25 protein-coding genes are annotated in these 20,817 nt (G+C 68.6%); 15 read left to right on the top strand and 10 right to left on the bottom strand.

The features are described 5' to 3' along the window. The first annotated feature begins 68 nt into the window (after positions 1–68). Positions 69–830, top strand: coding sequence for an SDR family NAD(P)-dependent oxidoreductase (locus IEY58_RS20355; protein WP_189049169.1), 762 nt, complete (start codon positions 69–71; stop codon positions 828–830). A 38-nt stretch (positions 831–868) separates the two neighbouring features. Here the strand turns inward: IEY58_RS20355 and IEY58_RS20350 are convergent, their stop codons facing one another. Beyond that, a complete protein-coding gene (locus tag IEY58_RS20350) occupies positions 869–1,348 on the bottom strand; it encodes an Lrp/AsnC family transcriptional regulator (protein ID WP_229743843.1) in 480 nt (159 codons plus the stop codon). Positions 1,349–1,462: 114 nt separating this feature from the next. Between IEY58_RS20350 and IEY58_RS20345 the strand changes: the two genes are divergently transcribed. Next, positions 1,463–2,077 (top strand): glutathione S-transferase family protein, encoded by a 615-nt coding sequence (locus IEY58_RS20345; RefSeq protein ID WP_189049167.1) that lies wholly within the window; start codon positions 1,463–1,465, stop codon positions 2,075–2,077. A 9-nt stretch (positions 2,078–2,086) separates the two neighbouring features. Here the strand turns inward: IEY58_RS20345 and IEY58_RS20340 are convergent, their stop codons facing one another. Continuing rightward, complete coding sequence (locus tag IEY58_RS20340) at positions 2,087–2,434, bottom strand: 4a-hydroxytetrahydrobiopterin dehydratase (RefSeq protein WP_268237588.1); 348 nt, start codon at positions 2,432–2,434, stop codon at positions 2,087–2,089. Between the two features lie 107 nt (positions 2,435–2,541). Here IEY58_RS20340 and IEY58_RS20335 point away from each other — a divergent pair, with 107 nt between their 5' ends. Both IEY58_RS20335 and IEY58_RS20330 read left to right on the top strand, forming a co-directional pair. Continuing rightward, a complete protein-coding gene (locus tag IEY58_RS20335) occupies positions 2,542–2,943 on the top strand; it encodes a metallopeptidase family protein (RefSeq protein ID WP_189049163.1) in 402 nt (133 codons plus the stop codon). Between the two features lie 156 nt (positions 2,944–3,099). Further along, complete coding sequence (locus IEY58_RS20330; RefSeq protein ID WP_189049161.1) at positions 3,100–3,642, top strand: PAS domain-containing protein; 543 nt, start codon at positions 3,100–3,102, stop codon at positions 3,640–3,642. Positions 3,643–3,674: 32 nt separating this feature from the next. On the opposite strand, the gene phoU is transcribed toward IEY58_RS20330, so the two are convergent. From phoU to IEY58_RS20315, 3 genes are all read right to left on the bottom strand, one after another. Beyond that, positions 3,675–4,352 (bottom strand): phosphate signaling complex protein PhoU, encoded by a 678-nt coding sequence (gene phoU, locus IEY58_RS20325; RefSeq protein WP_189049159.1) that lies wholly within the window; start codon positions 4,350–4,352, stop codon positions 3,675–3,677. Between the two features lie 71 nt (positions 4,353–4,423). Then, on the bottom strand, positions 4,424–5,086 hold the full coding sequence (locus IEY58_RS20320; protein ID WP_189049157.1) for a TetR/AcrR family transcriptional regulator: 663 nt from the start codon (positions 5,084–5,086) through the stop codon (positions 4,424–4,426). Positions 5,087–5,159: 73 nt separating this feature from the next. Then, the gene (locus tag IEY58_RS20315) at positions 5,160–5,777 is read right to left on the bottom strand and encodes a uracil-DNA glycosylase family protein (protein WP_229743842.1); all 618 of its coding nucleotides are present in this window, start codon (positions 5,775–5,777) and stop codon (positions 5,160–5,162) included. 244 nt (positions 5,778–6,021) lie between these two features. Here IEY58_RS20315 and cobB point away from each other — a divergent pair, with 244 nt between their 5' ends. Next, on the top strand, positions 6,022–6,732 hold the full coding sequence (gene cobB / locus IEY58_RS20310; protein ID WP_189049156.1) for a Sir2 family NAD+-dependent deacetylase: 711 nt from the start codon (positions 6,022–6,024) through the stop codon (positions 6,730–6,732). 118 nt (positions 6,733–6,850) lie between these two features. Here cobB and IEY58_RS20305 read toward each other — a convergent pair whose 3' ends face one another. From IEY58_RS20305 to IEY58_RS20295, 3 genes are all read right to left on the bottom strand, one after another. Beyond that, the gene (locus tag IEY58_RS20305; protein WP_189049154.1) at positions 6,851–7,681 is read right to left on the bottom strand and encodes an SDR family oxidoreductase; all 831 of its coding nucleotides are present in this window, start codon (positions 7,679–7,681) and stop codon (positions 6,851–6,853) included. Between the two features lie 6 nt (positions 7,682–7,687). After that, entirely contained in the window at positions 7,688–8,806 is a 1,119-nt protein-coding gene (ald, locus tag IEY58_RS20300) for an alanine dehydrogenase (RefSeq protein ID WP_189049152.1), read from the bottom strand. 72 nt (positions 8,807–8,878) lie between these two features. Continuing rightward, positions 8,879–10,201, bottom strand: a complete 1,323-nt coding sequence (locus tag IEY58_RS20295; protein WP_229743841.1) for an aspartate aminotransferase family protein — start codon at positions 10,199–10,201, stop codon at positions 8,879–8,881. A 161-nt stretch (positions 10,202–10,362) separates the two neighbouring features. On the opposite strand from IEY58_RS20295, the gene IEY58_RS20290 reads away from it, so the two are divergent. Both IEY58_RS20290 and IEY58_RS20285 read left to right on the top strand, forming a co-directional pair. Beyond that, entirely contained in the window at positions 10,363–10,911 is a 549-nt protein-coding gene (locus IEY58_RS20290) for a cupin domain-containing protein (RefSeq protein ID WP_189049150.1), read from the top strand. Positions 10,912–11,044: 133 nt separating this feature from the next. Beyond that, positions 11,045–11,437 (top strand): RidA family protein, encoded by a 393-nt coding sequence (locus IEY58_RS20285; RefSeq protein ID WP_229743840.1) that lies wholly within the window; start codon positions 11,045–11,047, stop codon positions 11,435–11,437. 4 nt (positions 11,438–11,441) lie between these two features. Here IEY58_RS20285 and IEY58_RS20280 read toward each other — a convergent pair whose 3' ends face one another. Next, positions 11,442–12,299, bottom strand: a complete 858-nt coding sequence (locus IEY58_RS20280) for a LysR family transcriptional regulator (RefSeq protein ID WP_189049148.1) — start codon at positions 12,297–12,299, stop codon at positions 11,442–11,444. 114 nt (positions 12,300–12,413) lie between these two features. Between IEY58_RS20280 and IEY58_RS20275 the strand changes: the two genes are divergently transcribed. The 3 genes from IEY58_RS20275 to IEY58_RS20265 all read left to right on the top strand — a co-directional run bounded on the left by IEY58_RS20275 (position 12,414) and on the right by IEY58_RS20265 (position 15,328). Next, entirely contained in the window at positions 12,414–13,199 is a 786-nt protein-coding gene (locus IEY58_RS20275) for an SDR family oxidoreductase (protein WP_189049147.1), read from the top strand. 245 nt (positions 13,200–13,444) lie between these two features. Then, positions 13,445–14,437, top strand: coding sequence for a substrate-binding domain-containing protein (locus IEY58_RS20270; RefSeq protein ID WP_189049145.1), 993 nt, complete (start codon positions 13,445–13,447; stop codon positions 14,435–14,437). 69 nt (positions 14,438–14,506) lie between these two features. Further along, positions 14,507–15,328, top strand: a complete 822-nt coding sequence (locus IEY58_RS20265; RefSeq protein WP_189049143.1) for an alpha/beta hydrolase — start codon at positions 14,507–14,509, stop codon at positions 15,326–15,328. Positions 15,329–15,338: 10 nt separating this feature from the next. On the opposite strand, the gene IEY58_RS20260 is transcribed toward IEY58_RS20265, so the two are convergent. Next, a complete protein-coding gene (locus tag IEY58_RS20260) occupies positions 15,339–15,890 on the bottom strand; it encodes a cysteine hydrolase family protein (RefSeq protein ID WP_189049141.1) in 552 nt (183 codons plus the stop codon). A 120-nt stretch (positions 15,891–16,010) separates the two neighbouring features. Between IEY58_RS20260 and IEY58_RS20255 the strand changes: the two genes are divergently transcribed. From IEY58_RS20255 to IEY58_RS20235, 5 genes are all read left to right on the top strand, one after another. Beyond that, on the top strand, positions 16,011–17,000 hold the full coding sequence (locus IEY58_RS20255; RefSeq protein ID WP_189049139.1) for a GlxA family transcriptional regulator: 990 nt from the start codon (positions 16,011–16,013) through the stop codon (positions 16,998–17,000). Between the two features lie 225 nt (positions 17,001–17,225). Then, positions 17,226–17,435: a hypothetical protein gene (locus tag IEY58_RS20250; protein ID WP_189049137.1), complete on the top strand. Its 210-nt coding sequence runs from the start codon at positions 17,226–17,228 to the stop codon at positions 17,433–17,435. Positions 17,436–17,544: 109 nt separating this feature from the next. Next, complete coding sequence (locus IEY58_RS20245; protein ID WP_189049135.1) at positions 17,545–18,477, top strand: dihydrodipicolinate synthase family protein; 933 nt, start codon at positions 17,545–17,547, stop codon at positions 18,475–18,477. A gap of 2 nt (positions 18,478–18,479) precedes the next feature. Next, positions 18,480–19,268, top strand: a complete 789-nt coding sequence (locus IEY58_RS20240; RefSeq protein ID WP_189049133.1) for an SDR family oxidoreductase — start codon at positions 18,480–18,482, stop codon at positions 19,266–19,268. 444 nt (positions 19,269–19,712) lie between these two features. Beyond that, positions 19,713–20,720 carry a hypothetical protein gene (locus IEY58_RS20235; RefSeq protein ID WP_189049131.1) on the top strand — a complete coding sequence of 336 codons (1,008 nt, stop codon included), beginning with the start codon at positions 19,713–19,715 and terminating at the stop codon, positions 20,718–20,720. The last annotated feature ends 97 nt before the right edge of the window (positions 20,721–20,817 follow it).

The following is a 20,817-nucleotide window of genomic DNA, read 5'->3' as shown; positions in this document are numbered from 1 at the left end:
TGAGCGGGCGCACGACCGGGCGGCTACGACCCGGGTAGCAGAAATCCCAAGGGCAAGGAACATCCTCGATGCAGATCCAAGGACATGCCGCGATCGTTACCGGCGGCGGCTCGGGCCTCGGCGCCGGCACGGCGCGGGCACTCGCCAAGGCCGGGGCCAAGGTCACCCTGTTCGACGTCAACCTGGACGCGGCCAAGGCGGTCGCGGCCGAGATCGGCGGCCACGCGGTCGCGGTCGACGTCGGTGACGCGGCGTCCGTCGAGGCCGGCTTCGCCGAAGCCGAAGCCCGGCACGGCATCGCGCGCATCCTGGTGAATTGTGCGGGCATCGCGCCGGCCGCGCGCATCGTCGGCAAGACCGGCGCCATGCCGCTCGCCGATTTCGAACGCGTCATCAAGGTCAACCTGATCGGCAGCTTCAACACGATGCGTGTCGCCGCCACCGCCATGCAGACGCTCGAGCCGTTGGCCGACGGCGAGCGCGGCATCATTATTTCGACCGCGTCGGTCGCGGCGTTCGAGGGGCAGATCGGCCAGGCCGCCTATGCCGCGTCCAAGGGTGGCATCGTCTCGCTGGCACTGCCGGCGGCGCGCGAGTTCGCCCGCTTCGGCATCCGGGTCAACACGATCGCGCCGGGCCTGTTCGGCACGCCGCTGCTCTTGGGCATGCCGCAGGAGGTGCAGGACAGCCTGGCCGCGACCGTGCCGTTCCCGAGCCGTTTCGGTCTGCCCGAGGAATATGCCCGCCTCGCGATCCACATGATCGAGAACGCCATGATCAACGGCGAGGTGGTGCGCCTCGACGGCGCCATCCGCATGCAGCCGAAGTAACGGCGCCGCGCCCCTAGGATTGTGCTTCCTCGGGGCGCCTAGCGCTTTGCGGCGGCGATGAGCTCGCGGCTGATCGGCTTCGCGGGTTCGCCGCGCAGCACGACCGACGTGGTAACGGCGCCGAACCGGCCGATCGCGTCGACGATGATGGCCAGATCCTCCGGCGCCGGCACCAGCACCTTCAAGACGAAGCAGTCGTCCCCAGTGACCCGGTGGACCTCGATCACCGACGACAGGGCGGCGAACTGTTTGAGGCACGCCTCGATTTGCTGGTGCGTCGTCTTCAAGCGCAGGATCGCCGTCATGCGCAGGCCGAGCGCCGCCGGGTCGATGCGGGCGCCGTAGCCGGTGATGACGCCGCGCTCCTCGAGCCGCTTCACCCGCTCCGACATCGCCGGCTGCGACAGGCCGACGCGGCGGCCGAGTTCGGAGAATGCGATGCGGCCGTCCGCCTGCAGCGCTTCCAGGATCGCGATATCCTTGGCATCGAGCTCGACCGGCAGCGGCATCCCGTTCATCCCCTTTGAATTCATCGGCAAAAACGTCTTAGGGCCGATGACCCGCCATGTCACGGGGCCGCGGGATCTGCCATCCTGCCGGCCGTTCAACCAGGGAATGAGGGAGCTCGTGACATGCGCCTGATCGGCATGCTGGATTCGCCCTACGTCCGCCGCACGGCGATCTCGATGCATCTGATGGACCTGCCCTTCGCGCAGGAGCCGATCTCGGTATTCCGCCAAGTCGACGCGTTCGCGGCGATCAATCCGGTGGTGAAGGCGCCGACGCTCGTCACTGACGACGGGACCGTGCTGATGGAGTCGGGCCTGATCCTGGAATATCTCGACCGCCTCGCCGCCCCCGAGCGGCGGCTCAACCCGAGCTCGCCCGGCGACCATGCCCGCGCCCAGCGGCTGATCGGGCTCGCGCTTGCCGTCTGCGAGAAGGCGATCCAGATCGTCTATGAATTCGAACTGCGTCCGGCGGACAAGCGGCACCAGCCCTGGCTCGACCGGGTGACGGGCCAGCTGCAGACCGCCTGCAGCCTGCTCGACCGGGAAGTGGATGCGGGCGACGACTGGCTCTTCGGCGACCGGCCGCTGCAGGCCGACGTCAGCGCCGCCGTCGCCTGGCGCTTCACGCAGCTGATGGTCGCCGACCGGGTCCCGGTCGATCGCCATCCGGCGCTCGCCGCACTCTCGGCTCGCGCCGAAGCGCTGCCGGCGTTCCGCGCAGCGCCGCCGGTCTGATCAGGCGCCCTAGCCCAGCAGCGCGTCGATCGCCTTGGCCAGCGCCACATCGCGAGCGGAGAGCCCGCTCGCGTCGTGGGTCGTCAGCAGGATCTCGACCCGGTTGTAGACGTTCGACCATTCCGGATGGTGATCGGCCTTCTCGGCCAGGAGCGCCACGCGGGTCATGAAGCCGAACGCGCCGACGAAATCGCCGAACTTGAAGGATTTCCGGATCGCGTCGCGCTCGGGCACTACGGTCCAGCCGGTGAGTTCGGCCAGCGCCGCGGTGCGTTCGGCTGCGGTCAGTTTCGCTGTCATGTCGTCCTTCCCTCCCGCCGCCCTTCCCTCTCGCCCGGGGATGCGGCATCTTGGCATAGAGCGCGCGTCCGGAGATATCGCCAGGATCCGCCCCGTGCCGCAATAGCCCGTGCCGCAATAACCCGTGCCGCTCTGGCTCATCGTCCTCGAAAGCCGCCTTTATCATGCCCGACGAATCGATCCTACCCCCTGGTCTCGATGATCTCGAACGCCTGGCCCGGGAAGCGTTCGAGGGCATCCCTCCGACGCTCGCCAGCTTCGTCAAGGACGTCGAGATCCGCGTCGAGGAGTTCCCGGACGAGGAGACCGAGCAGGAGATGGGCCTGGAAAGCCCGTTCGATCTCTTGGGCCTCTATCGCGGCGTGGCCTTGCCGCACAAGAGCGTCAGCGCCACCCAGTCCGACCTCGACCGCATCTTCCTCTATCGCCGGCCGATCCTCGACTATTGGTGCGAGACGGGTGAGGATCTCTACGATATCGTCCGCCATGTGCTGATCCACGAGATCGGCCACCACTTTGGCTTTTCCGACGCCGACATGGAGCGGCTGGAGGATGAGGCGGAATAGCGGCCTATCCACGCTCATGCCGTCCACGCCCACGCCGGCCGCCCCGTGCCCGCCACCTCGGCGCGAGTGGCACGAAGCCTGCAGTTGACGTTTCGAAATCCGCCCGAAGGGCTGCGTACAGTCTGCCCGGGAAGATAATCGAGGAAGGCTTCTGCGATGCTGGCAAGTACCGTTTCACCGGTCGCGATCGCCTCTGGCGCGCACCTGATGACCCCGGAACTGACGCTTTATAGCGTTTCCGTCCCTGCCGACGATCTTCCTGAAGAGCGGCTGACCGACAAGCACCGGCGCGCGCTAACCTATTGGCGGGCCAAGCGCGGACCGTTCGGCGCCCCGCGCCGGGCGGACATCGATCCGTGCGACCTCGGCCCCGTCCTGCCCAACATCATCCTCTGGCAGATCGACAGCACGATCGACTATCGCTGCCGGCTCGCCGGCACGGAGGTCTGCCACAACCTGATTGGCAATATGCAAGGGATTTTGCTAGGCGACTTGCCTTGCCCTTTGCTGCCGGAGACCCGGCGCGAGTTCGACGCCGCGCGCGACGGCGGCCTCGTGACGCTTGCCGAGCGCACGCTCAACTGGCTCCATCGCCCCCTCGTCTATTATCGCCACCTGCTGCTGCCGCTGGTCGACGACTCTGGCCGCCGGCACCAGCTCATGAGCGTGCTGACGTTCCATCGGACGGAAGCGCACTGAGGCGACCGCGCCCGCACGGTCAAGCCGCCGGTCTATTGCGGCTCATCATTCGCCCGCGGGCGGTCCTCCTTGGGTAGCGTGCCGCGCACGGCGAAATGCACCCGTTCGGCGATGTTGGTCGCCTGATCGCCGATCCGCTCGAAATTGCGGGCGGCATAGAGCATGAACACGCTGGGCCGGATCGCCGACCGCTCGTCCTCCATCGCCTCGAGCATCGCCTCGAGATAGGTCTTATGGAGGCGGTCGAGCTCAACATCGTGCGCGCAGACGTCGAGCGCCAGCTCCGCATCATCGGTCTCATAGGCCCGCATCGCATCGGCCAGCTCGCGGAGCGCCATCTGCCCGATCGCGACCAGCCTCGGGTCGGCCGGGTTCGGCAGGCCCGCGCGCACCGCCGGCACGCGCTTCGCCACTGTCTTGGCATGATCGCCGACCCGTTCGAGCGCGGTGGAGATGCGAAGTGCCGCCAGCAAGCGGCGCAGGTCGGCTCCCTCCGGCTGCTGCAACGCCAGCAAGCGCAGGACGATAGTGTCGATTTCGCTCTCGGCCCGATCAAGCGCGCCGTCCGCCGCGGCGACATCATGTGCGAGGCCGACATCCCGGTGCTCGACCGCCTGGAGCGCACCGTCGAGTTGGGCGACGGCGAGGCGGCCCAGCGCCACGACCCGGATCTTGAGTTCCGCCAATTGGCGATCGAAAAGCTCGCGCATTGCGCTCTCCGGCCTACGGACGGCCCTGGCCTTGCCGCGGCAACGCCGTCACGAGACTGTCATCGATTGTGTCACGCGCGGCGGCATCCGTCGAGGAAGATGCGGACCGCGAAATCGGCGCGCCGGTCAAGCGCCGCGCGGTCCGGAAGCGGCTCGACGCCCAGCACGGCGCGGCGATGGATACCGCCGACCGCCAGATGCAGGAACTGATCGGCCGCCGTCTCCGGGTCGTCAAGCGTGAGCCGGCCGGCCGCGACCTCGGCGGCGAGGAAGCGAGCGAGCGCTGCCTGGATGCGGGCCGGGCCATTTTCGTAGTAGCCATGGGCGAGCTCGGGGAAGGCGCGGGCCTCGGCCTGGATCATGGCCGAGAGCATGACGCCCTCGCGGCTGACGGCGGCATTGAGCGCATGCCGGGCGAAGGTGCGGAGCGTCGCCGACAGCGCGTCGCCGTCGGCCGGCAGCGCGCCCAACCCGTCGAGCCACCGGTCGGACAGGCGGCGCAGCACCGCACCGAACAGCGCCGCCTTGCCGCCGAACCGCCGATAGATCGTTTTCTTGGCGACGCCCGACTCCCGCGCCACAGCCTCGATCGTCGCGGCGCCATAGCCGTGGCCGAGGAACAGCGCGGTCGCGACGTCGAGCAGATGTTCGACCCGCCGCGCCGATTCGGCCCGGGTCGGCCGCCCGCCGTTCCGACCGTGCGACGGCACGCACATGACCGGTTGCTCGCCCATGCGAAAAGCATGCGACCAGCGGTGGTCCCGGGGCAAGGCTCGCCCGCGTCGCAGCCCGCGGGCGGAAGCGGGCTCAGCCCCGCTCGTTCAGCACGACACCGTCCAGCACGGCTCGCACGCGGAGGCGCAAGACCGGCAGCAGCTCGTCCGTGAACCAGGGATTGCGCTTCAGCCAGCCCGTGTTGCGCCAGCTCGGATGCGGCAGCACGAAGCGGTCCGCCGGCTGCTCGCGCCAGCGGGCGACCCGCTCGCTCACGCTGAGCCGCTTCGTCTCGGGCAGGTAGCGCTGATGCGCGTGCAGGCCGATGAGGAGCGTGAGCTCGATCGCCGGCAGCAGCGGCAGCACGCGCGGGTGCCAGAGCGGCGCGCATTCCGGCCGGGGCGGCAGGTCGCCGCCGTGCCGGTCGACGCCCGGATAGCAGAAGCCCATCCCCATGATCGCGATACGGCTTTCGTCATAGAACTCGTCCCGGCTCACCCCCAGCCAGTCGCGCAACCGGTCGCCGCTGCGGTCGTTGAACGAGAGCCCTGTCTCGTGCACGCGTGTGCCGGGTGCCTGGGCGATGATGAGGAGCCGCGCCGTGACGCTCGCCCGGATGACCGGCCGCGGCCCCAAGGGCAGTTGGCTCTCGCACTCGCGGCAGGCGCGGATGTCGGCAAGGGTCTGGGCGAGGGCATCTTCTTGGGGCACGCTCGAACTCGAAGAATCGTCACATGAAGCCCTCGTCCGCGGCAGCGGGAGAGGGCGGCCGAGCACAAGCGAGGCGGGTGAGGGTGTCTCAGCTACACTGCCCTCACCCTCCCCGGCCCAACGGCCGGGTCCCCTCCCCCTCCCGCTCTCGCGGGCGAGGGCTATTGCGCCACTACGGTCGCACGTCATATGGCACGCGGCGGCCCCCGCTTCTAGGATCCGGCCGACACGGGAGAGGCAGTTCATGGCCGACATGCAATCGATCGTCATCCTGACCGGCGCCGGCATCAGCCGCGAGTCGGGGCTCGCGACCTTTCGCGATGCCGATGGCATCTGGGCGACCGTCAGGATCGAGGATGTCGCGACCCCCGAGGCGTTCCGGCGCAATCCTGCGCGGGTCCAGGCCTTCTACAATGCCCGGCGGCGCCAGTTGCTCGACCCCGCGGTCCAGCCGAACGCAGCCCATATCGCCCTCGCCCGGCTGGAGCGAGACTGGCCCGGCCCGGTGCTGGTCGTCACCCAGAACATCGACGACCTGCACGAACGCGCCGGTACCCGTGGGCTGCTGCACATGCACGGCGAGCTCCTGAAGGCGCGCTGCACCGGCTGCGGCCGTGTCGTGCCGGTGACCGAGGAGCTGACCCAGGATTTCGCCTGCGCCGGCTGCGATGGCACGGGCTCGCTCCGGCCCGACGTCGTCTGGTTCGGCGAGATGCCGATGCACATGGCGGAGATCGAGCAGGCGCTTGCTCAGGCGGACCTGTTCGTCTCGATCGGCACGTCCGGCAACGTCTATCCGGCCGCGGGCTTTGTCGACGAGGCGCGCCGCGCCGGCGCGCGCACGGTCGAGCTCAACCTCGAGCCGTCCGAGGGGGCCAGGCTGTTCGACGAGGCGCGGCACGGCCCCGCGACCGAGCTGGTCCCGGCGTTCGTCGAGGAGCTGCTGCGGGCCTAGAGCCGGATCGGAATGAGTGGAATCGCTTGGCGATCCACTCATTCCGTGAATCCGTCTCTAATCAAATAGGTAGAGCGCGATTCACGCATTGGCTGGTTCCAGCCAATGCGACCGCGCTCTAGCGCGGCCCGCCGATCTCGAAGGCGCGTGGCGAGACGCCGAGGCGGCGGCGCATCTCGCCGATGTCGTAGGCCTTGTCCTCGACCAGCCGGCGCAGGCTGCCGCCCAGGCCCGCGAGCCCGGGCACCAGCGCCAGGAGCCGGCCCAAACCGGAGAACAGCCAGCCCGGCAGCGCCAGAATGACGACCGGCCGGCCGATGCTGCGCGCGATGGTGCGCACCATGGCGCCATAGCTCATCGGCGCGGGGCCGGCGATGACAATGGGCGCGCCCGGCGCCGCGTCGCGCACGATCGCGGCCACGAGCGCCGCCGCCACGTCGTCGATATGGATCGGCTGGACCAGCGAGCGGCCGCCGCGCGGCAGCGGCAGGAAGCGCGACCGGCGAAGCCGGGCCGCCAGCCCGTCGACGACACTGCCGCCGGCACCGTAGATCAGGCTCGCCAGCAGCATCACGCTCGGCACCGGCAGCTCCGCGAGCAGCGCCTCGGCCCGCCGCACATGCTCGGCCGTGGCATCGGGTACGGCGGAAAACCGCCGGGTCGAGCCCATGAGCACGAGCCGCTCCGGCAAGGGCGCCGGCAGGGCCGCAAGGATTGCCGGCACATGGGCGGCATTGGCACAGCTGACGATGCACGTCGCATCGGCGAGCGCCACCTTGAGTGCCGTCGCGTCGCCGAAATCCGCGACGCGGCGGACCACGTCCTCAGGCAGGGTCGTTAGTTTCGCCGGGTCACGGCCGACGGCGATGACCGCGTGCCCCTCGGCACGCAGATGCCGGACGAGCGCCTGCCCCAGGCGCCCCGTCGCCGCCAGTACCGTGACCCGCATGCTTCCTCAATCGGCCAAAACCTCGTCCGGCACGAGATAATGGTAACCGAGCGCATGAGCAACGGCTTCGTGGGTCACCCGGCCGAACGCGATGTTGAGCCCGTCCTTGAGGTGCGGGTCATGTCTGAGCGCGCGCTTCCAGCCCCGGTCGGCGAGGGAGATGACGAACGGCAGGGTCGCGTTGTTGAGCGCCACGGTCGAGGTGCGAGCGACGGCGCCCGGCATGTTCGTGACGCAGTAATGCACGACGCCGTGCTCGATGAAGGTCGGCTTGTCGTGGCTGGTCGGCCGCGAGGTCTCGAAGCAGCCGCCCTGGTCGATCGCGATATCGACCATGACCGCGCCCTGCTTCATCTGGCGCACCATGTCGCGGCTGACGAGCTTGGGCGCCGCCGCCCCAGGGATCAGCACCGCGCCGATCACCGCGTCGGCATCGATGACGGTGCGCTCGATGTTCTCGGCGGTCGAGAACAGCGTGTGCAGCCGGGCGCCGAACTGCATGTCGAGTTCGTTCAGCCGCTGCAGCGACCGGTCGATCACGGTCACATGGGCCTCCATGCCCATGGCCATGCGCGCGGCATTGGTGCCGGACACACCGCCGCCCAGGATCACGACCTTGGCCGCCGGCACGCCGGGCACGCCGCCCAGGAGCATGCCGCCGCCGCCCTGCTGGGTTTCCAGGCAATGGGCTGCGACCTGGATCGACATGCGGCCGGCGACCTCGCTCATGGGTGCGAGCAGCGGCAAGCCGTGGCGCACATCGGTCACCGTCTCGTACGCGATGCAGACGGCCTGGGACCGGATCAGCGCCTCCGCCTGCGCCTTGTCCGCCGCCAGGTGCAGATAGGTGAACAGGATCTGCCCCTCGCGCAGCATGGCGCATTCGCTCGGCTGCGGCTCCTTCACCTTCACGATCATCTCGGCGCGCGCGAAGACGTCAGCCGCCGTGGCGACGAGCTCCGCGCCGACCGCGCCATAGGCCTCGTCGGAAAAGCCGATGGCGGCGCCGGCGCCGCGCTCGACCAGCACCCGGTGACCGTGCTGCACCAGCTCGCGCACGGAGCCCGGCACCAGGCCGACCCGGTTCTCGTTGCTTTTTATCTCTTTTGGAACGCCGATCAGCATGACCCGTCTCCTCCCGGTGTCTCGTTGTGGCCGGCATTCGCCCGCCGATCAGCGGGACCGCGATGAGCGCGATCAGTCGATGTCGCGCAGCACCTTGGAGAGAATGCCGAACAGTTCGTCGATCTGATTCTTTTCGATGATCAAGGGTGGCGAGAGCGCGATGATATCACCGGTCGTGCGGATCAACAGCCCTTGCTCGAAGCATTTGACGAGCGACTCGTAAGCGCGTGCGCCGACCTTGCCCGGGCGCGATTCGAGCTCGATGCCGGCGACGAGCCCGATGTTGCGGATGTCGATGACGTGCGGCAGGCCCTTCAAGGCGTGGGCGGCTTCCTCGAAGTACGGCGCCAACGATGCCGCGCGCTCGAACAGTCCCTCCTCGCGATAGAGGTCGAGCGTCGCGATCGCCGCGGCGGACGCGATCGGATGGCCCGAATAGGTATAGCCGTGGAACAGCTCCATGGCGTTCTCCGGCCCCTGCATGAAGGCCTGGAAGACCGGCTCGCGCACGCCGACCGCTGCCATTGGGATGACGCCGTTGGTCAGGCCCTTGGCCATCGTCACCATGTCCGGCAGCACACCGAAGTGCTCCGAGGCAAAGGCAGAACCCAGGCGCCCGAAGCCGGTGATGACCTCGTCGAAGATCAGGAGGATGCCGTACTTGTCGCAGATCTCGCGGAGCCGCTTCAGATAGCCCTTGGGCGGCACCAGCACGCCGGTCGAGCCCGCGACCGGCTCGACGATCACGGCGGCGATGGTGGAGGCGTCGTGCAGCGCCACGATCCGCTCGAGATCGTCGGCCAGATGCGCACCCCATTCCGGCTCGCCCTTGGTATAGGCGTTCTTTTCCAGGTTATGGGTGTGCGGCAGGTGGTCGACGCCGGTCAAAAGCCCGCCGAAGAACTTGCGGTTGTTGACGATGCCGCCGACCGAGATGCCGCCGAAGCCCACGCCGTGATAGCCGCGCTCGCGGCCGATGAGGCGGGTCCGCGAGCCCTCGCCGCGCGCCCGGTGGTAGGCCAACGCGATCTTGAGCGCGGTGTCGACCGCCTCCGACCCGGAATTGGCAAAGAAGATCCGGTCGAGATCGCCCGGCAGCAATGCTGCCACGCGCGAGGCCGCCTCGAACGCCTTCGGATGACCCATCTGGAAAGTCGGCGCGAAGTCGAGCTCGGCCACCTGTTTCTGCACCGCCTCGACGATCTTCTGCCGGCCGTGGCCGGCGTTGACGCACCAGAGGCCGGCGGCCCCGTCCATCACCTTGTGGCCGTCGGCCGCGACGTAGTGCATGTCCTTGGCCGAAACCAGAAGGCGCGGTGCCGCCTTGAACTGGCGGTTCGCCGTGAACGGCATCCAGAAGGCTTCGAGGTCGTTCGGCATCTGGGCATAGGACATGGGGCGCGCACCTGAAAAGGACGGGAACAGGCCGCCATTGTCCCGCCTTCGCAGCAACCGCGACAGGCTATTTCTTTTGTCGTTCAACCGCTTGAAATCATTGAGCCCACCCCGCGTTTCGTTAAATATGTTGAACGGGTGAAACAATGGGACGTCCGGCAATGAGCGACGACGTCGGCCCGCGCCTGGTCGAGATCCGGCGGCGGCACGGGCTTTCGCAGCGGGCGCTCGCGCGCAAGTGCGGCGTCACCAACGCCACGATCTCGCTGATCGAGAGCGGGGCCGTCAGCCCGTCGGTCGGCTCGCTGAAGCGCATCCTGGACGGCATCCCGATCGGCTTGGCCGAGTTCTTCGGCTTCCCGCTCGACGACCAGGAGCGCGTGTTCTTCACCGCCGACCAACTGGTCGAGATCGGCGAGGGCGGCGTGTCGTTCCGCCAGATCCTGCCGGACCTGAAAGGCCGCGCGCTGCAGATCCTGCACGAGCATTACCAGCCCGGCACCGACACCGGGAAAGTGCTGCTGACCCATGAAGGCCAGGAGGGCGGCGTCGTCATCCGCGGCCGGCTCGAGGTCCAGGTGGGATCCGTGAAGCGGGTGCTGGGGCCGGGCGACGCCTATTATTTCGAGAGCTCGAAGCCGCACCGCTTCCGCAACGTCGGCGACGAGGTCTGCGAAGTGGTGAGCGCCTGCACGCCACCGAGTTTCTGAGGGCGAGCTTTTGGGGGCGAGCTTCTGGAGGCCGCGTGCGGTCAGCCTCATGGCCGCTGTTCCATTTCCGCGTGCGCATCCCCAAATGACCGCGGGCGATTCGATCCGTCGCCCAACAGCCACAGGAGCGAGCATGATCACGATCCGCAATCCGAAGGACCGGCCGGCGCCGGAGGCCTATCACCACGGCGTCGAGGTTTCGGGCAACAACCGTACGCTCTATCTCGCGGGGCAGATCGGCATGCTGCCCGATGGCACGATCCCCGAGGGCATCGAGGCGCAGACGCGCGCGCTCTATGCCAACCTGAAGGCGGTGCTGGCCGAGGCCGGCATGGATTTTTCCAATATCGTCAAGACGACCATTTTCCTGACCGACCCCAAGAACCGCCCCGCCTTCTCTGCCGCCCGCACCGAGGCGACCGGCGGGATCAAGAGCGCGTCCACCCTCGTCTATATCTCCGGGCTGTTCCTGCCGGAGCTGCTGGTCGAGGTCGAGGCGATCGCGGTGAAGGAGGTTGGCGCATAGCCGCTCACCCGGCGGGCCAGCCTTCGATGATCGCGTCCAGCACCGCGCGGACGCGGGCCGAGCGCGCCAGATCGGGATGCACCACCAGCCAGAGCTCGTGGCGCTGCGGCCGGTCGGGCCAGAGCGGCACGAGCGACGGGTCCGTGTCACCCAGATGCTCGAGCAGCGAGGCGATGCCCAGGCCTTGCTGCGCCGCCTCGGCCGCCGCCAGCATGGAGTTGGTCTCGAGCACGACGCGGCCGGCGCCGATCGGTTCGCCATGGAACGGCCCGGCAGGCGCCGGGTACGGCAGGATCAGGTCATGGCCGGCGAAGCCGCCGCCCGGCGCCGGCACGCCGCGCCGCGCCACATAGTCGACGGAGGCATAGAGCCGGGACGTGAGCGCCCCCAGCCGCCGCACGATCAGTTCCGGATCGTTCGGGCGGACGATGCGGACGGCGATGTCGACCTCGTCATGGGCGATATCGACGAGCGTGCGCGCGGTCAGCAGCACCGTGCGGATCTCGGGATGGCGCGCGTGAAGCCGGGCGAGCGCCGGCATCAGGAGGCCGCGGGCAATGCCGTCGCCGGTCGCGATGCGCACGGTGCCGTGGAGCCCGGCCTCCGTGCCGGCGGCGCGGCGGCCGAGCGCCAGCGCCTCTGCCGCCATCCGGCGCGCCCCGGGCAGGATCGCCTCGCCCACCGCCGTCACGACATAGCCGGACGGCGTGTGGACGAACAGTTTGGTGCCCAGCTGCGCCTCTAATGCGACCAGGCGCCGGCCGGCCGTCGCCTGGTCGATGCCGAGCGCCCGGGCGGCGCCGCGCAGCGAGCCGGCATCGGCGAGTGCCAGGAGCACCTTCACATGATCCCAATCCATCATCGCTGCATTTTTGCATCAATCTGATGCGACACCGAAGCTTTATCGCAGCAGGGGCGACCGTCATCTTTCTGCCGAGGGGTGCCGCAGGCATCCGCATGAGAAGGGAGGATGCGAATGGATCTTGGACTGCGTGGCCGCAAGGCCATCGTCTGCGCCGCCTCGCAAGGGCTGGGGCGCGCCTCGGCCATGGCGCTTGGCAAGGAGGGCGTCGATCTCGTCATCAACGCGCGCGGCGCGGCAGCCCTCGAAGAAGCCGCCGAGGAGATCCGCCGTGAAACGGGCGTCCGCGTCACGCCGGTCGCGGGCGACATCACCACCAGTGCGGGTCGGGACGCGGTGCTGGCCGCCTGCCCCGATCCCGGCATCCTCGTCAACAACGCCGGCGGCCCGCCGCCCGGCGATTTCCGCAACGTCAGCCATGAAGACTGGCTGGCCGCGGTCGAGGCCAACATGCTGACGCCGATCCTGCTCATCCGCGCGGTCATCGACGGCATGACGGCGCGCGGCTTCGGCCGGATCGTCAACATCACGACCTCGGGCGTGAAATCGCCGGCAACCTATCCGCAGCTCGGCGTGTCGATCGGCGTGCGCGCCGGCTTGACCGGCTTCGCAGGCGTACTCGCCCGTCAGGTGGCGCGCCACAACGTGACGATCAACGGTCTCCTGCCCGGCCGCTTCGAGACGGCACGGCTGGCCCAGAACCTGAAGTTCGCCGCCGCCGAGGCCGGCGTCGACGAGGCCGAGCTCGCCGCCCGGCTTCGGGCCGAGAACCCGGCCGGGCGCTTCGGCCGGGCGGAGGAATTCGGCCAGATGTGCGCGTTCCTGTGCAGCGCCCAGGCCGGCTATCTCAACGGCCAGAACATCGTGCTGGACGGCGGCGCCTTTTCCGGCCTGTTCTGAGACCGGGTTCCGAGTGGGGGTGCCGCGCCTCCTAGAGCTTTCGGCGCACCCGGCATAAGATAGGCCCACAGGCGGACCCCACTCGGGTCCGCAAAAGGCCGGCGCCAAGCCGGCGGGACCGAATGCGCGGATCGACCGGAACGGCTGACCAGGGGACCACGAGGCAGAGAACCGGCAGGCTCGGCGCCAGACGGCATATCGCGCATCGATGGGCAGGCGCGTACGCCCTGCTGCTCATGGCCTGCATGGTCACGGGCATCGTCGCCCGCCCCGCTGCCGGTGCCGGCTGGCACGGCCCGCCGGCCGGCCCCGCGGGCGCCGAGGACAAGCGTATTGCGGTCGTCGCCCTGGACATGCGCAACGACGGGGTCAGCGGCGTTGTCGACGGCCTGACCGAGGCAGCAGGCGTCCTCGGCTGGCACCTCGTCGTGCTCGACGGTGCCGGCGATCCGACCGATCTCGCCGCCGCCCTCCGCACGGCGGTCGCGGAGGATACCGCTGCCGACGGTGTCGTGCTGGTCGGCCTCGATGCGGTGCGCGAGCGGCCCTATTACGGCGCCGCAGCCGAGGCGCGCCTCTTGCCGCTGGTCGGCTGGCATGTGGGCCCCCAGCCGGGCCCGGTGCCGAGCACACCGGTCGCCGTCAACGTCACGACCGATCCGCGCACGGTCGCCCGGCTCGCCGCGGAGGCGGCGATCAGCCGGTCGGGCGGGCATGCCGGCGTCGTCATCCTGACCGACTACCAGTATGCGATCGCCGTCGCCAAGGCGCGCGGCATAGCGAACCGCATCCGGGCCTGCGCCCAATGCAACCTGCTCGAGCTGGTCAACCTGCCGCTCACCGAGACCGGGCGGCGCATGCCGGCGGAGATGGCGCGTCTCTTGAAGCAATATGGCGATGCGCTGACCGACGTGCTGGCCATCAACGATCTCTATTTCGACGACGCCGTCGGGGAATTGCAGCAGGAGGGGGTGCCGACCGACCGGCTGTCGCTGATCTCGGCCGGCGACGGCAGCCCGAGCGCGCGCGACCGCATCCGCCGCGGCTTTTACCAGACCGCGACCATCGCCGAGCCCCTGGAGCTGCAGGCCTGGCAGCTGCTCGACGAGCTCAACCGGCTGATGGCCCATCAGCCGACGAGCGGCTTCGTCGCCGAGCCCGAGGTCGTCACCCGCGCCGATCCCGAGCCCGAAGACCCCGATTTCCGCGCGAGCTACCGGCGGATCTGGCAGCGCTGAGCCGGCGATGGCGGCACGCCGCGCCACCCTCTATGCTCGCTGCCCACGAGGCGAGCGAAAGGATCTGCCATGAGTCTCTACCGGGGTATGGATCGCGAGGCGCTGGACCGAGCCTATAACAATAGCGCGGCCGTCCCGGACGCGGCGGCCTTGATGGCGGATTTCGTCAAGCGCAGCGCCACCGTCTATGAAAGCTTCGACGTGAAGCGCGACCTCGCCTATGGGACGGCGCCGCGCCAGCGGCTCGACTGGTTCCCGGGCCCCAAGCTCGGCGCCCCGACGCTCGCCTTCATCCATGGCGGCTATTGGCAGAGCCGCACCAAGGAGGAATTCGCCCATGTCGCCGCGGGGCCGCTGGCGCGCGGCTTTAACGTGGCGCTCATTGAATATACGCTCGCACCCGAAGCCCGCATCGGCGCGATCATGAACGAGATCGGCCAGGCGGTCGAATTCCTGGCCGCCCATCTCGCCGAATGGGGGGCCGATCCCAAGCGCCTCTGCCTCAGCGGGCATTCGGCCGGCGGCCATCTCGCCACCTGCTTTCGCGGCCATCCGGCGGTGGCACTCGTGCTCGGCATCAGCGGGCTCTACGATCTGGAGCCGATCCAGCTCTGCTATCTCAACGACAAGCTCGATCTCACGCCACAGGAAGTGGAGCAGTACAGCCCGGATCGCTATGCCCGCCGGGGCGCCAGGACCCTGCTCACGGTCGGCAGCGCCGAGCTGCCGGAACTGGTCCGTCAGACCACGGACTATGCCAGGCTCCTCATGAGGTGCGGCGCCGCCGTCACGCTGATCGCCGCACCCGGCCATAATCATTTCACCGTGCTGGACCTGATCGCCCTGCCCGACGGCCGGGCACTGGAGATGGTCGCCAAGGCATTTTCCTAGAGCCGGAACCTCACGCCTCGGCGAGATGCTCAGCGGTCGAGCGCAGGGTCGCGTAGGCGAAGGCGAGTGCCGCCATGAAGGCGGCGTGGACTTGAGCTGCCGGCACCTTGACGCCGTCGAACTCGAGATCGCGCGTGGCGCAGGCGTCGTGGATCACGGTGACGCGATAGCCGAGGTCGGCGGCCGCACGGGTGACCGCATCGACGCACATGTGGCTCATGGCGCCCACCACCACGACATCCTCGACCCCGGCATCGTCAAGGATCGCCTCGAGCCCGGTCTCGCGGAACGCGTTGATGAAGTTCTTGACCACCACGGGCTCACCCGGCCGGTTCAGCACCTTCGGATGGATCGCGGCCCCCGTCGTGCCCGGCACGAAGAACGGCGCGTTCTCGCGCAGCGATTCATGCCGGACATGGATGACGAGATCGCCCCGGTCGCGCGCCGCGGCCAGCACCTGGGCCGCGTTGTCGGCCGCCGCCTCGATGCCGACAAGCGGCCATTTGCCGGCCGGGAAATAGTCGTTCTGGATATCGACGACGACGAGCGCACGCTTGGTCATAATCCCTTGATCCTCTGTTGATTCCTCGCTGGAAGGGGCCGCCTTCCGATGGACAAGCTAGCGCGCTGCCGGCATGGTGCGGATTGGCGAAACCGACATTTTTCGCGGCAAAACTGACAAATGAGCGATCCGGCCGAAATCGGCATCCTGCTCTATCCGCGCGCCCAGCTCGCGGCGATCCATGGCCTGACCGACCTGTTCCAGGTCGCGAGCCGGCTTGCAGCCGGCGGCGAGGCCGAAGCCCGGCCGGCCCTGCGCGTCAGCCATTGGCAAGAGGGGCCTGACAGCGGCGCGATCGAGCGCGTGTTCGATACGCATCCGGGCTGGCCCGGCCGGCCCGGCATCCTGATCCTGCCGCCGAGCCTGGGCGCACCGATCACGCCGGAGGCGGCGGCCGCCCCGGCGCGCTGGCTGAGCGCACGCCAGGCCGAAGGCGCCACGCTCTGCTCGGTCTGCGCCGGCGCCTTCCTCTTGGCCGAGACCGGCCTGCTCGCCGGACGCACGGCCACGACCCACTGGACCTATACCGAAACGCTGGCCCGGCGCTTCCCCGATGTCCGCGTCGATACGGACCGGCTCGTCATCGACGACGGCGACCTGATCACGGCGGGCGGGCTCATGGCCTGGACCGACCTGGGGCTGAAGCTGGTCGACCGGCTCATGGGCCCGACCGTGATGCTGAAGACGGCACGCTTCCTGCTGGTCGATCCGCCGGGCCGCGAGCAGCGCTACTACTCGAGCTTCGCGCCGCCGCTGCAGCATGGCGACCAGCCGATCCTCAAGGCGCAGCATTGGCTGCAGGCGACGGGTGCCCGCGACGTCAGCCTCGCCGCCATGGCAGGCCGGGCCGGGCTAGAGGAGCGCACGTTCCTGCGCCGCTTCCGCAAGGCGACCGGGCTCAAGCCGACCGAATATTGCCAGCAGCTGCGTGTCGGCAAGGCGCGCGAGATGCTGGAACTGACCAGCCGTACGATCGACCAGGTCGCCTGGGACGTGGGCTACGAGGACGCGGGCGCCTTCCGGAAAGTGTTCCAGAAGGTGATGGGCCTGACACCCGGCGAATATCGCAGCCGGTTTGGCACGGCACGGGGCAAGACAATCCGCGATTGACGGCGTGACATACCGCTCGGTATGGTTTCGCCATGCAGATGACGAGCGCCCGCCTCCGCCGACGCGACCGTGACGCCACCTTCGAGGTGGGGCCGCGGCGTTTCCGGCTGGGATAAGCCTCCCCCATCAGCGGAAACAACGAAGGCCTCGCCGGCACGGGCGAGGCCTTCGTCGTTTTGAAGTCTGCTCCTGCGCCGGTTTCGCCCCTCTCCCAAGGACGAGACGATGACAGCAGCAGAAGAGGCGGCAACCGCGCCGCCCAACGCGAACACCGCGCCGCTACCGATCTGGCGGCACGCCCAATGGCCAGAGGGTCTCGCCCGGTGGTGGCGTGGCATGATGAACCGCCGCCGCGATCATCGGGCGCTTCGCCACCTCGGCCGCCCCGCACTCCGGGATCTCGGCCTCGAGCCCGACGACCTCAGCGGCCTGTGACCGATCCTAAGCGCGTGTCCACCCGCGGCAGATCGCCCCTCGCGGCTTGCCCTGCCACGCCAGGGCGGCGCATGATCGTAACCCCTTCCATGGTATCGGATGTCGCTTCATGCCTTTGATCGACGAGACCGCGCGGGGCGTCTATATCATCGCCGCGACCCCCTTCACCGATGCCGGCGCACTCGACCTTGCATCGGCCGACCGGCTGATCGAGTCCTATCTCGCGGCCGGGGTCGACGGCGTCACCATTCTGGGCGTGTTCGGCGAGGCGCCGAAGCTGTCGAACGAGGAATCGCTCACCTTCGCCAAGCGCGTGCTCGCCCGCATCGACGGCCGCGTGCCGGTCGTGGTCGGCGTGAGCGCGCCCGGCATGGACGTGATGCGCGATTTCACCAAGACGGTCATGGACCTGGGTGCCGCCGGCGCGATGGTGGCGCCCTTGACCGGGCTCAAGACCGACGACCAGATCTACGGCTATTACGCGCAAGTGACCGCGGCGCTGGGCTCGACGCCGATCGTGCTGCAGGACTATCCGCAGACGACCCAGGTCACCATGGCCCCGTCGCTCATCAATCGCCTCTTCCATGATTTCCCGAGCCTCAAGATCCTGAAGCACGAGGAGACGCCCGGCCTGAAGAAGATCACGCTCGTGCGCGCCGACGAGGCAGCGGGCAACCGGCGCCGCGTGTCGATCCTGGTCGGCAACGGCGCCATGCACCTTCCCCTGGAGCTGCACCGCGGCGTCGACGGCGCCAATACCGGCTTCGCCTTCGCCGAGATGCTGGTCGACGTCGTGCGCCTGTTCCATGCCGGCGAAAAAGAGCGGGCTGAGGATCTTTACGACATCTACCTGCCGCTCGTCCGCTACGAGAACCAGCCGGGCCTGGGGCTCGCCATCCGCAAGGAGGTGTTGCGCCGGCGCGGCCTCATCGGCTCGGCCAAGGTGCGCAGCCCGGGGCCGAGCCTCGACAAGCACGACCATGCCGAGCTGGACCATCTTTTGGCCCGGCTCGACAGGGCCAAAAGAGAAAGGGGTTTCTGACCATGGATCTGGGTCTCACGGGCAAGCGCGCCCTGGTGATGGGCGGTGGCCGCGGCATCGGCCGCGGTATCGCGACCGCGCTCGCGGCCGAAGGCGCCTCGGTCGCCATCGTCTCGCGCAACCGCGAGGTGCTGGAGAGAGCGGCACTCGAGATCGGCGACAAGACCGGGGCCCCCATGATGGCGGTCGCGGCCGACCTTGCCGACCATGCGAGCATCGCCAAGGCCTTTCACCGCATCGCCGAGGCGTTCGGCGGCGTCGACATCCTGGTCAACAATTCCGGCGGCCCGCCGCCGTCTGGTGCCGCCGGCATAGCACCCGAGCAATGGCAGACCCAGTTCGAAGCGATGGTGCTGAACGTCATCGGCTTGACCGACCTGGCCTTGCCCGGCATGCGCTCGCGCGGCTGGGGCCGCGTGCTGACCGTCGCCTCCTCGGGCGTCATCCAGCCGATCCCGACGATCGGCATGTCGAACACGCTGCGCTCCGCCCTCGTCGGCTGGTCGAAGACCTTGGCGGGCGAAGTCGGCAAGGACGGCGTCACGGTCAACATGCTGCTGCCCGGCCGCATCCTGACCGAGCGCGTGACCTCGCTCGACCATGCCGCCGCCACGAAGCAGGGCAAGACGGTCGACGAGATCGCCGCCAAGGCCGCCGCCGAGATCCCGGTCGGCCGCTACGGCACGATCGAGGAATTCGGCGCCGTCGCAGCGTTCCTCGCCAGCGAGAAGGCGAGCTACGTCACCGGCTCCATGATCCGCATCGACGGCGGCGCCACCCGGTCGATCTGAGGCCGCACCAGAAGCCCCCTCGCCCGCGCGAGCGGGAGAGGGCGGCGAGCGAGAGCGAGCTGGGCGAGGGTGGCGGCGCCCGCGAAGTTGGTTGCTCTATCCGGCAGGGCAAGTCGGAGCGCATGCGGCGCATATGTTCTACTTTTGTTCCAATTTCGCTTGACCGTTCCGAGTTAATCCGGTTCCTTAACCCAACATAGCGAAGGCGCGCCCAAGCGCTTCTCGCCGCAACCGACCGCCGGCTGGCCCCGCCTCCGGCGGTTTTCTTTTGCCCAAATTCCGGAGAGCCATTCCATGCCGATCGTCTCGATCGCGCGGGCGCCTTGTCGTGCGCCGGCGCGGCCGCGCCTGCTTATCGCCAAGGCTGGGGCCGTCTGGCTCTGGCCGGGCATCCCGCTCACCGACCGGCACGGCAGCCCCGTCCGGCCGATCCCGCCCGACGCAATGCGCTTCTGGCTGACCAAGCTCTTGGGGCCGGAGGTCGCCGGCCAGCCGGTGCCGATGCAGGTCGCGCGCGCGGCCGAGCATCTAACGGTCGACGACGAGGCGGCGGCCCAAGCCTGTCTCGATCGGGCGTCCGCCGGCACCTTGTCGCCTGAGGGCGCCATGCTGGTCCGGGCGGTTGCGGCCCGGCTTGGCATCGATGTACCAGCCATACCGATCGCCAAGCGCATGCCGCTTTGGGACCGGCGCTTTGTTGAGGGGCTGGCACCGGTCTTCGACCGCTTCGCCGAGGCCGCCGACTGGCTCGACAAGGCCGGGGTCTGGGACCCCGACAAGCATCCGCGTTGGCCACCGGGGGCTACTCAAGGTCGGCCCGGGCAGTTTCGGCCGGTCGACAAGCCGGCCGTGTCGGTGCCAAGCGTACCGCGTCCCGACCCGAACCGCCCCGGCATCGGCCATAATGGCGGCCCGCCGCTGTTCGACGATGCGCCGCTCGTCCCACCGGAGGATCCCGGTAACTCCTATCGCTGGCCAATCATCAAGGCGTTGGCGCGCTGGGCGGCGAAGCGCGCTGTGATCCTGGCCGGCGAGGATGCGGTCGGCGGCCCGATCGGCCTGGCCCTGAACGCCGCCCAGATCGCCGCGTGGGTCTATGAGTACTATCCCTATATCAAGGCCTATAGTGACACGCCGAAGTCGCTCGACGAACTGCAGCAGGCGGCTCAAGGCCCGGCGCGCCGCGGCTACGACGTGCACCACATCGTGGAGCAGGCGTCGGGCCGCAGCGGCGAAATACCATCGGAGTTGATAACCTCCGGCGAGAACCTGGTCAGCATTCCCAAGCTGAAGCACTGGGAACTCAACGCGTGGTATCAAAAGGCAAATCGAGAACTCAAAGACAAAGATGGCAACGAAATGACGCCGCGAGATTATCTCAAGGGCAAAGGCTATGCAGACCGCCTCAGGGTTGGTTTGGTAGTCGTCCGTGATCAATCGATAGGCGATTGATCTGGCGCGGTTTTCCGGAGCGCTGAAGTAACTGGATTTGCAGGAAAGCCGTGTCAAGACGGCGGTTTTTCTGCGTTTTCGATTCCCCATTTCGGCG

The sequence above is a fragment of the Aliidongia dinghuensis genome, assembly GCF_014643535.1.
GTDB classification, from domain to species: Bacteria; Pseudomonadota; Alphaproteobacteria; order ATCC43930; family CGMCC-115725; genus Aliidongia; species Aliidongia dinghuensis.
The sequence above is the reverse complement of the archived record's forward strand: the minus strand, read 5'-3'. Positions and strand labels throughout refer to the sequence as shown.

Coding starts and splice junctions, on each gene's coding strand:
- IEY58_RS20235 (WP_189049131.1), top strand. CDS start 19,713: ATGCGCTTCTGGCTGACCAAGCTCTTGGGGCCGGAGGTCGCCGGCCAG.
- IEY58_RS20250 (WP_189049137.1), top strand. CDS start 17,226: ATGACAGCAGCAGAAGAGGCGGCAACCGCGCCGCCCAACGCGAACACC.
- IEY58_RS20265 (WP_189049143.1), top strand. CDS start 14,507: ATGAGTCTCTACCGGGGTATGGATCGCGAGGCGCTGGACCGAGCCTAT.
- cobB (WP_189049156.1), top strand. CDS start 6,022: ATGGCCGACATGCAATCGATCGTCATCCTGACCGGCGCCGGCATCAGC.
- ald (WP_189049152.1), bottom strand. CDS start 8,806: ATGCTGATCGGCGTTCCAAAAGAGATAAAAAGCAACGAGAACCGGGTC.
- IEY58_RS20290 (WP_189049150.1), top strand. CDS start 10,363: ATGAGCGACGACGTCGGCCCGCGCCTGGTCGAGATCCGGCGGCGGCAC.
- IEY58_RS20295 (WP_229743841.1), bottom strand. CDS start 10,201: ATGTCCTATGCCCAGATGCCGAACGACCTCGAAGCCTTCTGGATGCCG.
- IEY58_RS20305 (WP_189049154.1), bottom strand. CDS start 7,681: ATGCGGGTCACGGTACTGGCGGCGACGGGGCGCCTGGGGCAGGCGCTC.
- IEY58_RS20245 (WP_189049135.1), top strand. CDS start 17,545: ATGCCTTTGATCGACGAGACCGCGCGGGGCGTCTATATCATCGCCGCG.
- IEY58_RS20255 (WP_189049139.1), top strand. CDS start 16,011: ATGAGCGATCCGGCCGAAATCGGCATCCTGCTCTATCCGCGCGCCCAG.
- IEY58_RS20270 (WP_189049145.1), top strand. CDS start 13,445: ATGGTCACGGGCATCGTCGCCCGCCCCGCTGCCGGTGCCGGCTGGCAC.
- IEY58_RS20275 (WP_189049147.1), top strand. CDS start 12,414: ATGGATCTTGGACTGCGTGGCCGCAAGGCCATCGTCTGCGCCGCCTCG.
- IEY58_RS20345 (WP_189049167.1), top strand. CDS start 1,463: ATGCGCCTGATCGGCATGCTGGATTCGCCCTACGTCCGCCGCACGGCG.
- IEY58_RS20340 (WP_268237588.1), bottom strand. CDS start 2,434: ATGCCAAGATGCCGCATCCCCGGGCGAGAGGGAAGGGCGGCGGGAGGG.
- IEY58_RS20240 (WP_189049133.1), top strand. CDS start 18,480: ATGGATCTGGGTCTCACGGGCAAGCGCGCCCTGGTGATGGGCGGTGGC.
- IEY58_RS20260 (WP_189049141.1), bottom strand. CDS start 15,890: ATGACCAAGCGTGCGCTCGTCGTCGTCGATATCCAGAACGACTATTTC.
- IEY58_RS20335 (WP_189049163.1), top strand. CDS start 2,542: ATGCCCGACGAATCGATCCTACCCCCTGGTCTCGATGATCTCGAACGC.
- IEY58_RS20285 (WP_229743840.1), top strand. CDS start 11,045: ATGATCACGATCCGCAATCCGAAGGACCGGCCGGCGCCGGAGGCCTAT.
- IEY58_RS20320 (WP_189049157.1), bottom strand. CDS start 5,086: ATGGGCGAGCAACCGGTCATGTGCGTGCCGTCGCACGGTCGGAACGGC.
- IEY58_RS20280 (WP_189049148.1), bottom strand. CDS start 12,299: ATGATGGATTGGGATCATGTGAAGGTGCTCCTGGCACTCGCCGATGCC.
- IEY58_RS20330 (WP_189049161.1), top strand. CDS start 3,100: ATGCTGGCAAGTACCGTTTCACCGGTCGCGATCGCCTCTGGCGCGCAC.
- IEY58_RS20350 (WP_229743843.1), bottom strand. CDS start 1,348: ATGAACGGGATGCCGCTGCCGGTCGAGCTCGATGCCAAGGATATCGCG.
- IEY58_RS20355 (WP_189049169.1), top strand. CDS start 69: ATGCAGATCCAAGGACATGCCGCGATCGTTACCGGCGGCGGCTCGGGC.
- phoU (WP_189049159.1), bottom strand. CDS start 4,352: ATGCGCGAGCTTTTCGATCGCCAATTGGCGGAACTCAAGATCCGGGTC.